A 14,769-nucleotide genomic window follows, 5' to 3' on the forward strand; every position below is an offset into this window, starting at 1 on the left:
CTGTGTCAGTTCTTGTCAGGAGTAAAACGTCCAGCTTCATCCAGTTGCATCTGATTGCGCCAGGTCCGCAACAGGTCGGTGCGCCGCCCCGGATACCGCTCGCCCTGCGCACTGGCGGCCGAGATCCGGTCGGTGCGAAAGGTGCGATAGGCACTGCGCAACTCACACCAGGCGACGATGATTCGCACCTCGTTCAGAAACCCCAGGGCCAGCGGCCAGATCAGGCGCTGACTCGGCACCTGATGAGCGTCCGCGTAGTCGATGTGCAACTTGGCCTGATCGCGGATGGCTTGGCGAAACACAGTCAGTGGCACCGCGTTTGGCGCAAAGCCATAACCGCGCGGGCCCGGCAGGACTGTCGGGTTGCGTAACGCGTCGAGCGCTTCAGGCGCCAATACCGCGGCAATCTTGGCCAGCGCATCCGCCGCGGCCTTGCTCAATACCTCATCCCCGCGCTGATCCACATAGCGCAACCCCAGCACGATGGCTTCGGTTTCATCGGCGTTGAGCATCAACGGCGGCAGAAACAAACCGCTGCGCAGCACGTAACCAATACCCGCTTCGCCGTAGATCGGCGCACCCAGCGCGGTGAGTTCAGCGATGTCGCGGTACAGCGTACGCTCGGAAATTTCCAATTCGCCGGCAAGCGTCGCCGCGGTCACCGGACGACTTTTGCCGCGCAGCACTTGCAACAAAGTCAGTAAACGAGTGGTACGCGACACGATCGGCAGGCTCTGTCCGGAAAAGTTGTCGGAGCTTAGCAGAGCACCCTGTCAGAAAGTGGCAGGAGCGATGGGCCGGGGGTCGGCCCTTCTCTGAAGCTGGCGGCAATTTCATCGACACCGCCAACGGTTATCAGGCTGGCCAGTCGGAAGCAGGGCTGAAACCCTGGATCTGCCAATCATCCCGGTCGCCTGAAAAAGCATCGGCGGTGCGGCGATCCGACTTGCCCGCGATGGCGTCGGAGGAGTCACCGCAGGTCGGTGTTACCGGTCGACCTTATGTTTAGCCGCATACAAACACAGCATTTCCATCGCCAACGTCGCCGCCGCCAGTGAGGTAATGTCCGCGCTGTCGTAGGCTGGCGCCACTTCCACGACGTCCATCCCTACCAGATTAATCCCGCGCAAGCCCCCCAGGATTTCCAGCGCCTGCACCGTGCTCAGACCGCCGCACACCGGCGTTCCGGTGCCCGGAGCGTATGCCGGATCGAGGCAATCAATGTCGAACGTCAGGTACACAGGGTGATCACCGACCCGCGCCCGAATCGCTTCGACAATCGCATCAACACCACGTCGATGCACTTGCCGCGCATCCAGCACTTGAAAGCCCTGATGATCATCATTGGTGGTGCGCAACCCGATCTGCACCGAACGCGACGGATCCACCAGCCCTTCCTTGGCCGCATGCCAGAACATTGTGCCGTGATCGACGCGCTTGCCGTCTTCGTCCGGCCAGGTGTCGCTGTGGGCGTCGAAGTGGATCAACGACAGCGGACCATGTTTACGCGCATGAGCCTTGAGCAGCGGATACGTGATGAAGTGGTCCCCGCCGAACGTCAGCATCGCGCTACCGGCATTGAGAATGTGTTCGGCGTGGGCTTCGATGCTTTCCGGCACCGACTGCGGTGTGCCGTAATCGAAGTCGCAATCACCGTAGTCGATGACCGCCAGATGGTCGAACGGGTCGAAGGTCCACGGCCAGTGGCGTTCCCAGGCAATCCCGGTGGACGCGGCACGAATGCCCCGTGGCCCGAAACGCGCTCCGGGGCGGTTGCTGGTGGCGGTGTCGAACGGCACACCGCTGACCGCTACGTCAACGCCGCGCAAGTCGCGACTGTAGCGACGACGCATGAAACTGGTGATACCGGCGTAGGTACTTTCTGCGGCAGTGCCATAGAGGCTGTCGCGGGTCATGGCCTGATCGTTTTGCATCGGGACGTCCATCAGGTATTCCTTTTTATTGGCGGCTACGGAAAGTGGTCCACAAGCGAGTGCGCTGACGCAGGTCCTTGAGGCTCATGCTGCGGTCGGCGTACAACCGGTCACGCACGTCAGCCAGTGGGTAAATGTCCGGATCGGTGCGCACGGCCTCATCCACCAGCGGTGTTGCGGCCTGGTTGGCCGTAGCGAAGAAAAGTGTGTTGGTCAGTGCCGCGACGGATTCCGGGCGCAGCATGAACTCGATGAAGGCGCGGGCAGCTTCGGGGTGAGGCGCGTCCTTGGGGATCGCCAGGTTGTCCTGCCAGACCAGCGTGCCCTCTTTCGGAATCCGGTACGCCACTTCGAACGGCTTGTTGGCCTTGCGCGCCTGATCAGCGGCCATGCTGGCGTCACCGTTATAGGTCAACGCCAGGCATACGCTGCCATTGGCCAGATCGCTGATCTGCCGACCGGTCGCGACGTACAGCACATTGGGTTGCAGCTGATGCAGCAGCGCTTCGGCGGCTGACAGATCCGCCTTGTCGGTGCTGTAAGGATTTTTACCCAGGTAATGCAGCGCCAGGCCGATCACTTCCTGGGGCGAATCGAGAATCGCGATGCCGCAATCTTTCAGTTTGCTGGCGTACTCAGGTTTAAACAGCAAATCGAGGCTGTTGAGTGGCACATTCGGCAAGCGCTGTTTCACCGCTTCGACATTCATCCCCAAACCCAAGGTGCCCCAGGTGTAAGGCACGCCATAGCGGTTGCCGGGATCGACGGCGGCGAGTTTTTCCAGCAAATCCGGATCGAGGTTGGCATAACCCTTGAGGCCTTCGTGAGGAATCTCTTTCAACGCACCGGCTGCCAGTCCGCGGGCCAGCACGCTGGAAGACGGCACGACCACGTCATAACCGCTGCCCCCGGTGAGCAACTTGGTTTCGAGTACCTCCGAAGAATCGAAGGTGTCGTACCGCACATGGATGCCGGTTTCCTGTTCGAAACGCTGCAAGGTTTCGGGAGCGACGTAATCCGCCCAACTGTAGAGGTTGACGACTTTTTCCTCGGCCTGGGCCGATACGGCCATGGCGAGAAACAGCGCGGGTAAACACAGCTTGAACGTGGGAGCCATGACGAAACACCTGACCAGATGAAGTGGATGCAGAATGCGTCGTCGGATACATTGTAAAAATACCAAGTTAGTTATCCTGACTTTATCCAGGAGTAATGTTTTGATGCTCGGCCAACTCCATGATCTTGATCTGCAACTGCTGCGCCTGTTCGTCAACGTGGTGGAGTGCGGCGGCTTCAGCGCGGCTCAGGGTGAACTGGGCTTGAGCCAGTCGAGCATCAGCCAGCAAATGGCCAAACTGGAAACCCGGCTTGGCTATCGGCTGTGCAGTCGCGGCAAGGGTGGTTTCAAAATCACGCCCAAGGGCGAACAACTGCTCAACGCGACTCGCAGCCTGTTCGAGTCCATCGAAGCTTTCCGCCATCAATCCAATGGTGTGGCCGGGCGCTTGATCGGCGAGGTGCGTCTGGGGCTGTCCGAAGCGCTCGATCAATCCGTGTTGCAACGGGTGGCCGATGCGATCCGGCGCTTTCGTGAACGGGACGAATCGGTGCGCATCGAGTTGATCAGTGCCATGCCCGGTGAAATGGAACGGTTGCTGCTGCAACAGCGGCTGGACCTTGCAATCGGCTATTTCTCACAAGTGCAAAGCGCTTTTGACTATCGCGAACTGTTTACCGAAACCCAGCACCTGTATTGCGCCGCCGGACATCCGCTGTTCACCGACGATGCGCCTGACGATCACGCGCTACAGGCGTGTGATCGAGTCGATCACCCTTACCGTTTCCTGCGCAGCGACGAACCCTTCCAGGGGAAGATGTGTTCGGCGCGTTCGGAGCAAGTCGAAGGCACCCTCGCCTTCATTCTTTCCGGTAAACACGTTGGCTATTTGCCCAATCACTTTGCCCGCAGCTGGGAAGACAAAGGATTGCTGCGGGCCGTACGCCGAGAGGGCATGAGTTTCGACGTGGCGTTTCATCTGGCCCGGCATCGCGCCCAGGTGCCGGGGGATGCGCAAAAGGCATTTGAAGAGGATTTGCTGGCGGCATTTGCGGCACCCGCTTGATAATGATCGTTCCCACGCTCTGAACTGAACCCGTCTCGCCTGCAGCTGTCGCACCCTTGAACCGCTAGAAAATGCTCGAGGCCGAGCCACGGGTGGTTCGGCCTTTTCTTTAAGAGAGCATGTCCATGCGCAGTGTCCACGCCGTTATCCTGTCCCTGCTTTTGCTCTCCCTGAGCGCCTGTGCCCTGTTCCCCAATCGCGATCCGCTGAACATCAACGTGGTCGGCATCGAACCGCTGCAAAGCCAGGACATGGAAGTGCGTTTTGCCGTGAAAATACGCGTGCAAAATCCCAACGAGACCACCATCAACTACAACGGCGTGGCCCTGGACCTGGAGGTCAATGGCCAGCCACTCGCCTCCGGCGTCAGCGATCAAGTGGGCTCGATTGCACGCTTTTCCGAAACCGTGCTGACGGTGCCGGTGAGCGTTTCGGCGTTCTCGGTGCTGCGTCAGACCCTGGGCCTGAGCCAGAGACAAACCCTGAACAACCTGCCCTACGTGCTGCGAGGCAAACTGGCCGGTGGCTTGTTCGGCACCCTGCGTTTCGAGGACAGTGGCAAACTCAGTTTGCCAGCCTCGACGACCGGCACTTGGTAATTGTGACTCCAGCAGCGCAAGACACAAGCGGGCCTGCTCGCGATAGCGGTGGCACATTCAACGCATTAGTTGCCTGAACCACCGCTATCGCGAGCAAGCTCGCTCCCACAGGGGTTATGTGTTGAAGCGCACGCCGGGTTTAGGCCGCTCATCTACGGTCAACTCAAACACTTCCGGGCGCGCGTAGTGCCCCACCACGTCGTAGTCGTAACGGGCGCGGATCAGGTCATCGGTGTCGATTTCTGCGGTGAGCAAACCGGCGCCGTCGCGCAGCGGCCCTGCCAGGATGTCGCCCATCGGCCCGACGATCACGCTGCCACCGGCAATCAATGGCCGGTCCGCCGGCCAGTTGGCGATCTCAACGCCCAAGGCGTTCGGCGAGTCCTGGACCTTACAGGCGCTGACCACAAAGCAACGTCCTTCATGGGCGATATGGCGCATGCTGACCTGTCACATTTCCCGCTCGTCCACCGTTGGCGCGCACCAGACCTCCACGCCTTTGGCGTACATCGCGGTGCGCAACAACGGCATCATGTTTTCCCAGCAAATCACCGCGCCGATCCGCCCGACCTGACTGTCGATCACCGGCAACGTCGAGCCATCGCCTTTGCCCCAAATCAACCGTTCGGTGCCGGTGGGCATCAGTTTTCGGTGCTTGGCGACCAGACCGGCCTGCGGATCGAAATACAACGCGGTGCAGTACAAGGTGCTACCGGCGCGCTCGATGACACCGATCACGAGGTTGCCGCCGGTGCGCGCTGACAACCCGGCCAACGCTTCGGTTTCCGCACCGGGCACGTCGATCGCATTGGCTAAATACCGGGCAAAGGCTTCACGACCTTCCGGCAGCCGATAACCCAGTTGAGTGCCGAAGCTCTCGCCTTTGGGGTAACCGCCGAGCACGTCCAGAATCCCACTAAAACAGTAAACGTGGAGTTTTAGTCGTGAGTGGTGAGTGGTGAGTGGTGAGCAGTTTTCAACCGGTGTTGACAGGTAGGTGACTTCGTCGGACGCTTACCGAGCACCAGCCAGACCTGATCAGGCAACACCATCACACCATCTCCCGCAACAATCGCGCGAGCCAAACGGGCTCGACCGAAGGCGACAAGACTAGCTGCCAACCGTTGGCATGACGCAGCAGGACTTCAGGGGCGCAAATTGGTTTGTAGATCTTGATGGGGATTGACGTCAGGGCGTCGCTGGGACGTTCGCCGCTTCTGACGCGCTAACCAAATGCCTTGGGTTTGAGATCGTGTAGTTGGCAATAAGCGACTTGAGTGAGGCCGCTGGCCTGCAACTGCTCAACGTGTTTTGTCCAGAAAACACGGCGTGACTGAAGTGATTTCATTAGAGTGCCTCTTGAAAAATCACAACATGTCAGAAGAGCGGATCAGGGGATAGGTGGTGGGGCTGGAGGCTTACGCAACAACGACTTGCACTAAACTGAAGAACAGCCTTCACAACGCGCCAGCGATTTTCAGTCCACTACCTTTTAACTACCAAAAATCACCAATCACGAATATCAAAAAGCCCAATCTTTTCTGATTGGGCTAAGTTATTGAAAAATATGGTCGGGACGGAGTGATTCGAACCCTAGCACTCCATGTTCGATCTTGAAAGATCACAAGCCATTGTAAATAAAGGATAAATACTTTTATTTAGGATAGGAAAATCAACTGCTTAGTGCATTGGCAAACGGTAAACGGTGGCCTGCAGATTAGGTTTGCGCAGCCTGGAGCAGAGCAATTGACCACGATGCTGACCGCACGGGAATTGGAAGTAGCCTTGCTGCTCAGCGGCTGCGCAAACTGGCAATATCTGCCGAGACCGTAGAGGTGCACTGCAAGCATATGGACAGCAAACTCGGGATCAAGTCAAAGTTGGAGCTGTTCTCGCTCTTTTTACAGGTCCGAGAGTAAAAAGCACCTACGGCCTACGGCATCTGCCGAGCCACCCGCTCATGCGAGATCAAGCGTTCAGCCAATCTCAACATCCCTTCTGGGCCATCGCCACTTTGATCAAATCGATACTTGCGGTCGACGATCAATGCCGGAACACCGGTGATCATCGCCACACACAACATGCAGATCCACTACCCCACCCGTTTTAAGTAGTGAAGCCATCGGAGTAATGTTGAGTGCCTGCGAACAGAACAAAACGACACCAAAAGTCTGCACAGTGATCACCTGTAAGAAACAGCTTACCGTCTTGCTCAGCGGTGCAATATAAGACAAGTCTTGAAAGGCTCGCCGAGCGATTTTGACTCTCGGCTCAAAAATCGCAACTAGCGATTATTTATAGGTCACAGTAAAAGCCGCCTTTGCATTCGCTACACCCGGCTCCGGTCCCTGCGCGCCTTCACTGGTCTGGATATAGCGCGCTTTCAAATCAATATTCATGCTGGTGCCTGCGACTTTCGCAAGGGACACATCCTCATTGAGCTGCAAGGGTGTGACTCCGTCTTTACGCATGATCTGCACCGCCACGCCTTTGGCCGTTGAATCTGAGGTCAGGCCCATAATACCTCTCGAGGCATCGATGATCGGTGAGCCGCCAGCGCCCTCTAGCTTGATATTCACATTGGAGTTCTGATAAAAGTTCCACGATTGGTTGGTTGGGTAAGAGCCTGCGATACAGCTGGTCAACGGAATGGTGAAGTCCTTGCTGACAAGATAGCTATCCCTGCCAGCAAACTCACGTCGCTGAACACTACCCATGGGGACGTTGATATAGGTCTGCCCGCCGGGAGCACTATTGGGTAGGGAGCACTCGGAACGTGTAACCGAACCAGTAACAAAAACACTAAACATATTTTTACTACCAGAAGTAAACTTGATGGCGCTCGTGCTATTTACCAGTTGTGTAATGCCGACGGGAACCGCATGGCTTGTTTTAACCAAGGTAAATCTGACAACAGCAGGTCCTTTTACAAAAGCTGAGGCCGCCGTCCGTCTAACAGTATAGGGTAAAAATTCGAAGTTGCCGGACACCAACACCCAACCGTCCAATGCAAACCAAGAGACCTCCACGATCATCCCTACACCCGGAATGTTAGTTTGGAAGACTGTCGCCTGCACCCAAGGGGCGGGCAATGTAACACCCGTTACGGCAGACCAGTTTGCCCACGCGGTTAAATTATCTCCGGGTTTACACCAAATATTACCCGCATAGTTATTTTGATAGGTTCGACTTGCTACCCCTATCACCGAGCCTATTGGAGCATCACGAGGAACATAGTGGCTGCCCATATTAAAAACCGGATAATCGTCGTTCATGTCAGCATCACAATCGGCACGTGCAATTCCACTAAGTAACACGCAAACACACGCCACCGCGAGGTTTGTTATATATCGCTTTCCCACACTAAAGAACCTCATAAACATCCAAATTGTATAAATATTTCTGACCTATACCTTAAGGAATAATCTGCGCCTGGACATCGAGCTCTTTCTTGCAATCTCACAAGATTGGTCTTGAATTCACTCAGTGGTTCATATTCTGGCCTTCGATCCACGTCTTGCACGACATCACGCGCTTAGCAACCGGACTCACCCACGTTTTTCAGCCGGATTTACTCGAGTGCATTTATGAACAAAACCATCATCATCGTCGACGACCACCCCATTGTTTGCAGTGCAATCAAAGCGATGCTGGAACGAAATGGCTATGACGTGCTGGCCGAGTCGGCAGACGGCATTGATGCACTGAGTAAAATCCGCACCCTAACGCCGGAATATCTATTGCTGGATATCGGTATCGACGGCCTGGACGGGCTCTCTGTGCTGCAACGCATCAATGCAGAACAACTGAATGGGTTACAGCGCCAGCGCCGAAGACGTGCGCGCCTACCTCAAGGCCGGGATGAACGCCTGCCTGCTCAAACCCGTCAACCTACCCCTCTCTTGGCCCAGCACACTCCAGCGCTGGCCACGGCCGGGCCGTCAGTAAGCTACATGGGCGATATCCCTGACAGTACACGGCAGGTGATTATGGCCGAGCTGGTAATCAGCAACTGCGAGGATCTACAGACGTTGCAAGCCTGCCTCACAGCCTTTGATCTGGAGGGCGTGGCCAGCATTGCGCACAAACTCAAGGGTTCTGCACGTCTGATGCAATAGGATGAGGTGTGGAATCATTGCCAAGCGCTGGAACAAGCGCTGTCAGGCCAGCCGGAACCGGCAGCGCTGCAGCGCCTGGTGATTGAGTTGCGCGTGGCAATTGAAGCAACCCGGTAGTTCCAAGGCAGGAGCCAGCGTGCCAGCTCCTGTCACTGGCCCCGCGCTGTCAGCTACCTGCTGGCCGACATACCGCTTGTGCAACCTTGAACCCTTCGTCGTCATGGGCCGTGGCCAGATCGATTTCAAAGGAACACTGTTGATTTTTCGCAACGCCCCATGCCAGGTGATAGATGGTTTCGTCACTCACTGACAGCAACACCTGTCCCCGTTGCCCAATGGCGTTGACCCGCTCGCCCTGGCTATCAATCACTGCCGCGCCAAAGGGTACGAACTCACCGCTGGCCAGTTTGACCGAGGCCAATACCTTCTCGGTGTGGGATGCTTTAAAGCGTGCCACCACCACCGCACCGCGACGTGGGACAACCGTGGCCACGCCGCGATCAATGTCGGTATTGTTGTCGAGCCTGCTGGTGTCCAGGCTAATGCGGTTTTTGCGATACGGCTGCACATACGGCACCAAGCTGTAGCCTTTACTATTGGTGAACGTACCGGGGGCATTGTTGACGCCTACGTTCGGCGTGTCCTTGACTTCAACCAGTGCCATGGTCTCGCCCATGCTTTGCCCCAATTGAATACCGCCGGCATGGGCCAGTACCGAACCGGAAATGCCCACGTTGGCAGTTTTGTAATCACTGCTGCTACTGAGGCCCGCGTTGACGTTCGCCCATGGCGCTCGATAGCCCACAGAACCCGATGCCGTATTGGCTGAGAATTCATTGCGGCGCATATCCAGGTTGTAGTTGACGTCGCTGTAGCGGCCAGTAACTCCACTCAAGCCTAGGCGCTGATCGTTGGAACCGTCCGAGTTGCGGTCCATACTCACGCTCGCAGTTTGCCGGCCCAGAGGGAAACTGACGGTGAGCCCTACCTGAAGCCTATCGTTGTAAGTTTCACTGAGGCTCTTGCTGGCGTAGAGCGAGACGTTAGCAGTGGCCACCTGAGTGCTGACCCCAAACTGCAACTGACGCTGTTGGCGTGAGCTGTTCCAGTAGTCTTGCTGGTTCAGGTTCAAGTACAGCGAAGTACTGCTGGCGAACGTCTGGGAAATGTTGGCTTCAAGGCGGCTACGGCGGCTGACGTTACGCAAGTTGTCCTGCTCCTCGCCAAACATGTTCTGATTCTGGCCAACCGTCTCACTGAAGTCACGGTAACCCGGCGTGGAATAGCGATAGCCCGCAAAGCGAATGTTGGTACCCGTTGTGAAGGCCTTGCCGTAGCGCACCCCGTAACTCTGCCCACTGATGGAACCCTGACGCATCTCGGTAGCGGCTTGAGTAACGTCCAGTGACACAGCACCTAAACTACCGAGGCCCTTGCCCAAGCCTATTTGATAGGCCCGGTATGAGGCACTAAGCAAGCCGGCCGCCGAGAGTGTGTAGTCATTGGCAAAACCATAAGCAAAAGATGCTTGAGTAAATGTCGGCTGTTCAACGTCAGCATTCTGCTGATGAAACTGGCCGGCCGTGACGCTGTAGCGCCAAGTACCGGCACGCAACAGGTTGCCCAGGGTGGCATAGGGCTGGATAAAGCGCCGCTCTGTGCCGTCCGCTTCAATGATCACCACCTCAAGGTCACCGCTGCCGGAAGCAGCATTCAGGTCACGAATTTCGAAAGGCCCCGGAGGAACAAAGGTGCTGTAAATCGAATAGCCGTGCTGACGAATTTCAACCCGAGCTTGAGTCTGGGCGATGCCATGAATGATGGGGGCATAACCTTGCAGGGAGTCGGGCAACATTTCGACATCGGTCGCCAACTGTACACCCCGGAATGGGATGCTCTGGAACATGTCCCCAGGCGTAATGCTTTCGCCCACGGTCAGGGTGCCGATGGTGCCCGGCAAGTCACGTTGCGCATAAGTGCTGGAACGCTCCCACGTACCGTCCTTCTGATAAGACGAACTTGAACGCAGCCGCCAGCTGCCCAGGTTGATTCCGCCGTTCAGATACAGGTTGTAGCCGGTGTCATGCTGGTATTGGTTGTTGTTTTGCGACCCCGTAAACTGATAGTTCAAGAAGCCTGCATTGATGCCCTCGTCCCAGTCTTTGGACGGCACATAACCGCGGGCATCACGGGCCATGGAAATCTGCGGCACGCTGATGTCCAGCGTTAGCTTCTGGCTGTTGAAATGGACTTTCGCGTCAGTGACCAATGACGTGAGATCCAGGCAATCTGCTGTCTCCAATTGCCCTGCGGGCAGAACAAACTTGATACCCATCTCGGTGAGCAGGGCGGCAGAAAAACAAGGCACCAGATCCTTGCCTTGGCGGATGAAACGGATCTCACGCTGACCGAAGAAGTCCTGGTTGACACTGATCCCTATCACATAACGGCCGGGGCCAATATCGTGGTCTTTAAGCATCGCCTCCAACTCACTTTTGAGTGCGCCGCTGTTCGCCCCGAAGTCGGCAATAAAACCAGCGTCAAACTCCAACGTTGCGGCCTCTGCCTGTTTGAATACCGATAACAATAACAACCCTGCAAAGACAGAGACGGATCTCCCTATGAAAAACAACACATTAACCTCGACCCTTGAAAGAAGGTATGTCTCACTCGATCCATAAGTAGGCCGGCTTTAACGCACAGCGCTGGACTTCACGATATCGCTGTAACCGCCATAATCATTGATGAAAGAAAACTCGACAGCCACCTTCGCGGCCTTGATAAAATGCCCCAAGGGCAAATCCAGGCTGGCATTTGGCGCGACCATGTCGACGTCTTCGAGCTCACTCGGGGTCGTGCCCTCAAGCACACGGATCCCGATAAACGTCACGTGGTAAGGCGTTGGGTTATTGACTTTCAGAACACTACCTGAGGCTGTATCGACGAGCGTCCACGTCAACTGCCTCGGTGCGTCAATGGCTTGGCCGGGCAACTTTTGTGGGCGGTAAAAAACCTTCACTCGGGTCCGAATCGCAACTTTAAGCGTGTTATTCTCGCCATCACTGAGTACCGGAATTTCCTGGGCATTAAAGTAAAACACCGACTCCCTATCACTCGGAAGTTGCCCAGGAATTTTAATAATTCGAACCACCTGTTCTTCGCCCGAACGAATTTTGAACAGAGCGGGCATTGCAATAAAAGGACTGCTCGAGGTGTTGTCGTCTTTTTCATCATTGACCCAAACTTGCACCGCATAATCGGATCTGGTCAGGTTAGTAACAATCGTCGATGCGTTGCGATCATCGGCATTTAAAATAATACGCGTACCATTAAGCATGACCCCGGCATTACCAGCGGGCACATAAAAAATACCGACCGCTAGCACCATCAACAACCAGGCTCGACAAAAAAAGCCCACAAAAACAGTGCGACATGTAGTCATCTGATTTCACATTATCCAAAGGTTTTAAAATGGCACTGACACAAAAGCGGACCATGAAGTCCGCTGTTGTGCCATGTTCGATCGCTTGATTGCCTTTAACGTATATCAGGCGCGAAGTACGCCAGCCTCTACGATTTATTTATAATCAATGCTGAACGCTGCTTTGGCGTCGGCTTTACCAGCCGACGCAACGCCTGTGGCAATGTAGTTCGCGGTAAAGCGCATTGGTTCGCTAAGATTCTTGTAGGTGGTAGAATTTTGCCCCATTGCTACAACGTTCCCTGTGGCGTCACGGATCTGGATTGCAACGTTCGTCGCAACACCCTCACCGCCCGCGCCTGTCAGGCCTACCCATTCACCGCTGGCACCGGCTGGGGCGCTTACGCTCATGAAACGCACAGTTGCCGTACCCTTTGCCAAGTCACAGTTGTTGGTCTCACCGCCCTCAACAGTCGGGGCTGCAAGCGACAAATTAAACACTGCAGCGCCTGCAGTGTCGCCCGCCTTAGCCAGGGAAAGTGCAGAGATGTTGCCCATGCTCACAGAACCTGCAGCACTACCGTTAACGTCTGCAATGGCGGCAGTACAAGTATTGGCTGTTACTGTACCCACGAAGTTAATTTCACCGTCTGCTGCCAGTGCTTGAGTCGCAAAACAACATATACCCATTGCCAGGGCCACAGAAGATTCAACGAATTTCATTTTTTTAACACTCAATAGAAGAAAGTAGTTGCCCTAATCCTTAAGGCACCCAAGATTGTATGACGTATCACCTTAAAAAATTACCAGCCCGTTCTTATTGTAGGCCAAGATATTTCTTGATTAAGTCTAAGACTTAACCAAGCGCACTTATAATTCCCACCCAAACTCACAGTAGACCCTTAATTCAGCTTAAGCCACATTCAGATTCTCGGTATATTTCTAGATATTTTTTTCCGAAAAAATTTTTTCAGAGCTTAGATAACCCCTAGTTTCGTAGATACATTGTAAGCGTCCACCGAAGTCACCTTGCATGACTCAGGCAGATACCTGACGTTGAAGGTCGAGACTGCTGTTTCACTCTGATCAAGGGTCGCAGTATGCGAGTCGTTTATTTCGATCGCCACTGTTGATCTCAACCTGCTGAAAGTCTTCGAAGCGCTACACGAGGAGTCCAGCGCGAGCCGGGCCGCGTTGCGTCTGGGCGTGACGCAATCGGCGGTCAGCGCGGCACTGCGAAGGCTTCGCGAGGTGTATGGCGATCAGTTGTTCGTGCGCACCGGCCGAGGACTCGCGCCCACACTCAAGGCCAATCAGTTGAAACCGGTGGTCAGCGATGCCCTGAACAAATGCCGGCAGAGCCTGGCGATGGTCGATCCGGCCGCCCAGCATTACGACGGGCGCTCGGTCACCGTGGGTATGTCAGATGATTTCGAAATTGCTTATGGTCGCCGGCTGATCGAGGAAATCGCCCGCGCCGCGCCGAAGCTGCGGCTGATCTTCCGTCAGACCCACAGCCAGATCGTTGCCCAGGGGCTGATGGAACGCAGCATCGATCTGGCGGGTATGCGCGTCCACCACACACTTTGCGGCATTGCCGCACTTGCTCAAGGGCAGCCAGGCCGTGGCGACCATTCCGGCCCATGCGGCGCAGAGCATTGCGGCACTCAGCGGCCTGGCGCTGCTGCCCTGCCCCCTGGCGTTGCCGCGTTACCCGATCGAACTGGGCTGGTGCACCAGTACGCAGCTCGATCCGCTGGTGTTGAAAGTACGTGAGGCCATTGTCGCGAGTTTCGCGTGTTTTACTTGGCAGCCATGAGGCGATTGATCTCGCTGCGCACCATGTTCGCGAATTCCGGGGGCGACATGCCGTCAAGTTCGGCACGGACCCACTCGGACCATTTGCCTTTGCGCTTGGCGCGCTCACCGAACAACCGTGCGGCCTCGCCCTTGGACTTGCCCAGGTTGCTTTGCCAGAGATCGAACAGACGGGATTTCTCATCTTCAAGCGCAGCGCGCTCGGCAAGGGGTTTGTCGGCCAGATTGAAGCTCATGGGAGTTACCTGCTGCGTAAATTAGGCGACATCTTACACTGTAGGAGGAAACGTCCGACTCAGGATTTTTCTTCAGGGTGGGGTCAACGCGAAAACTCACTGCAACTTTTTCGCTGACGACAGACTCCATTGTTCACTGCCCATTTACCTGCAAGGAGTACCCCAATGGCCCGGAAAACCGCCGCACAAGTCGCCGAAGATCAAATCAAGGATCAGGCCTTCAGCGAACTTCAGGCGCTGATCGAAGAGTCGGAGAAACTGCTCAAAAGCAGTGCCTCACTCGTCGGTGAAGAAGCGGAAACACTTCGTGGGCAAATCGCCCAGAAACTTCAGCAGGCTCGGGACTCCGTCACCAGCGTTCGTGACCGGACCAAACCTGCGGTCGCCGCCACTGAAACCTACATTGGTGGCCATCCGTGGCAAACCGTGGCGATCTCCGCCGGTTTTGGCCTGGTGGTCGGGTTGTTGCTGGGTCGGCGTTAAGCGGTACCGCTTTAATGGGTACTGAGCAAAAAGGCGA

At 55.9% G+C, this 14,769-nt stretch carries 13 protein-coding genes and 3 pseudogenes; 6 read left to right on the top strand and 10 right to left on the bottom strand.

Features of this window, described 5'->3' with window-relative positions; all coding sequences use genetic code 11:
- Window positions 1-5: 5 nt before the first annotated feature.
- The 3 genes from ACYZTU_RS16275 to ACYZTU_RS16285 form a co-directional block, all read right to left on the bottom strand.
- Window positions 6-722, bottom strand: coding sequence for a helix-turn-helix transcriptional regulator (locus ACYZTU_RS16275; RefSeq protein WP_461964221.1), 717 nt, complete (start codon window positions 720-722; stop codon window positions 6-8).
- A 264-nt stretch (window positions 723-986) separates the two neighbouring features.
- On the bottom strand, window positions 987-1,946 hold the full coding sequence (gene speB, locus ACYZTU_RS16280; protein ID WP_461964222.1) for an agmatinase: 960 nt from the start codon (window positions 1,944-1,946) through the stop codon (window positions 987-989).
- 13 nt (window positions 1,947-1,959) lie between these two features.
- The gene (locus ACYZTU_RS16285) at window positions 1,960-3,051 is read right to left on the bottom strand and encodes a polyamine ABC transporter substrate-binding protein (RefSeq protein ID WP_461964223.1); all 1,092 of its coding nucleotides are present in this window, start codon (window positions 3,049-3,051) and stop codon (window positions 1,960-1,962) included.
- 103 nt (window positions 3,052-3,154) lie between these two features.
- Between ACYZTU_RS16285 and ACYZTU_RS16290 the strand changes: the two genes are divergently transcribed.
- Window positions 3,155-4,057 carry a LysR family transcriptional regulator gene (locus ACYZTU_RS16290; RefSeq protein WP_461964224.1) on the top strand — a complete coding sequence of 301 codons (903 nt, stop codon included), beginning with the start codon at window positions 3,155-3,157 and terminating at the stop codon, window positions 4,055-4,057.
- 125 nt (window positions 4,058-4,182) lie between these two features.
- Window positions 4,183-4,656 carry an LEA/WHy family protein gene (locus ACYZTU_RS16295; protein ID WP_461964226.1) on the top strand — a complete coding sequence of 158 codons (474 nt, stop codon included), beginning with the start codon at window positions 4,183-4,185 and terminating at the stop codon, window positions 4,654-4,656.
- Window positions 4,657-4,770: 114 nt separating this feature from the next.
- Here the strand turns inward: ACYZTU_RS16295 and ACYZTU_RS16300 are convergent.
- Together ACYZTU_RS16300 and tnpA are read right to left on the bottom strand one after the other, a co-directional pair.
- A pseudogene (locus tag ACYZTU_RS16300) lies at window positions 4,771-5,559 on the bottom strand (nitrilase-related carbon-nitrogen hydrolase); the annotation flags it as partial.
- A gap of 322 nt (window positions 5,560-5,881) precedes the next feature.
- Window positions 5,882-6,004, bottom strand: a complete 123-nt coding sequence (gene tnpA, locus ACYZTU_RS16305) for an IS66 family insertion sequence element accessory protein TnpA (protein ID WP_461964227.1) — start codon at window positions 6,002-6,004, stop codon at window positions 5,882-5,884.
- A gap of 410 nt (window positions 6,005-6,414) precedes the next feature.
- On the opposite strand from tnpA, the pseudogene ACYZTU_RS16310 reads away from it, so the two are divergent.
- Window positions 6,415-6,575, top strand: a pseudogene (locus tag ACYZTU_RS16310) (LuxR C-terminal-related transcriptional regulator); the annotation flags it as partial.
- Between the two features lie 372 nt (window positions 6,576-6,947).
- On the opposite strand, the gene ACYZTU_RS16315 reads toward ACYZTU_RS16310, so the two are convergent.
- Window positions 6,948-7,931, bottom strand: coding sequence for a fimbrial protein (locus tag ACYZTU_RS16315; protein WP_461964228.1), 984 nt, complete (start codon window positions 7,929-7,931; stop codon window positions 6,948-6,950).
- A 312-nt stretch (window positions 7,932-8,243) separates the two neighbouring features.
- Between ACYZTU_RS16315 and ACYZTU_RS16320 the strand changes: the two genes are divergently transcribed.
- On the top strand, window positions 8,244-8,774 hold the full coding sequence (locus ACYZTU_RS16320; RefSeq protein WP_461964230.1) for a response regulator: 531 nt from the start codon (window positions 8,244-8,246) through the stop codon (window positions 8,772-8,774).
- Between the two features lie 166 nt (window positions 8,775-8,940).
- Here the strand turns inward: ACYZTU_RS16320 and ACYZTU_RS16325 are convergent, their stop codons facing one another.
- From ACYZTU_RS16325 to ACYZTU_RS16335, 3 genes are all read right to left on the bottom strand, one after another.
- Window positions 8,941-11,325 carry a fimbria/pilus outer membrane usher protein gene (locus tag ACYZTU_RS16325; RefSeq protein ID WP_461964231.1) on the bottom strand — a complete coding sequence of 795 codons (2,385 nt, stop codon included), beginning with the start codon at window positions 11,323-11,325 and terminating at the stop codon, window positions 8,941-8,943.
- 141 nt (window positions 11,326-11,466) lie between these two features.
- Entirely contained in the window at window positions 11,467-12,216 is a 750-nt protein-coding gene (locus ACYZTU_RS16330; RefSeq protein ID WP_461964232.1) for a fimbrial biogenesis chaperone, read from the bottom strand.
- 135 nt (window positions 12,217-12,351) lie between these two features.
- Complete coding sequence (locus ACYZTU_RS16335) at window positions 12,352-12,918, bottom strand: fimbrial protein (RefSeq protein ID WP_461964233.1); 567 nt, start codon at window positions 12,916-12,918, stop codon at window positions 12,352-12,354.
- 390 nt (window positions 12,919-13,308) lie between these two features.
- Here ACYZTU_RS16335 and ACYZTU_RS16340 point away from each other — a divergent pair.
- Window positions 13,309-14,014 (top strand): annotated as a pseudogene (locus ACYZTU_RS16340) (LysR family transcriptional regulator).
- Here the strand turns inward: ACYZTU_RS16340 and ACYZTU_RS16345 are convergent.
- Window positions 13,998-14,249, bottom strand: a complete 252-nt coding sequence (locus tag ACYZTU_RS16345) for a hypothetical protein (RefSeq protein WP_282379433.1) — start codon at window positions 14,247-14,249, stop codon at window positions 13,998-14,000. The pseudogene ACYZTU_RS16340 and the gene ACYZTU_RS16345 overlap by 17 nt on opposite strands.
- A 165-nt stretch (window positions 14,250-14,414) precedes the next feature.
- Between ACYZTU_RS16345 and ACYZTU_RS16350 the strand changes: the two genes are divergently transcribed.
- On the top strand, window positions 14,415-14,732 hold the full coding sequence (locus tag ACYZTU_RS16350) for an ElaB/YgaM/YqjD family protein (RefSeq protein ID WP_461964234.1): 318 nt from the start codon (window positions 14,415-14,417) through the stop codon (window positions 14,730-14,732).
- The last annotated feature ends 37 nt before the right edge of the window (window positions 14,733-14,769 follow it).

Source organism: Pseudomonas sp. HLT2-19-2, assembly GCF_054898005.1.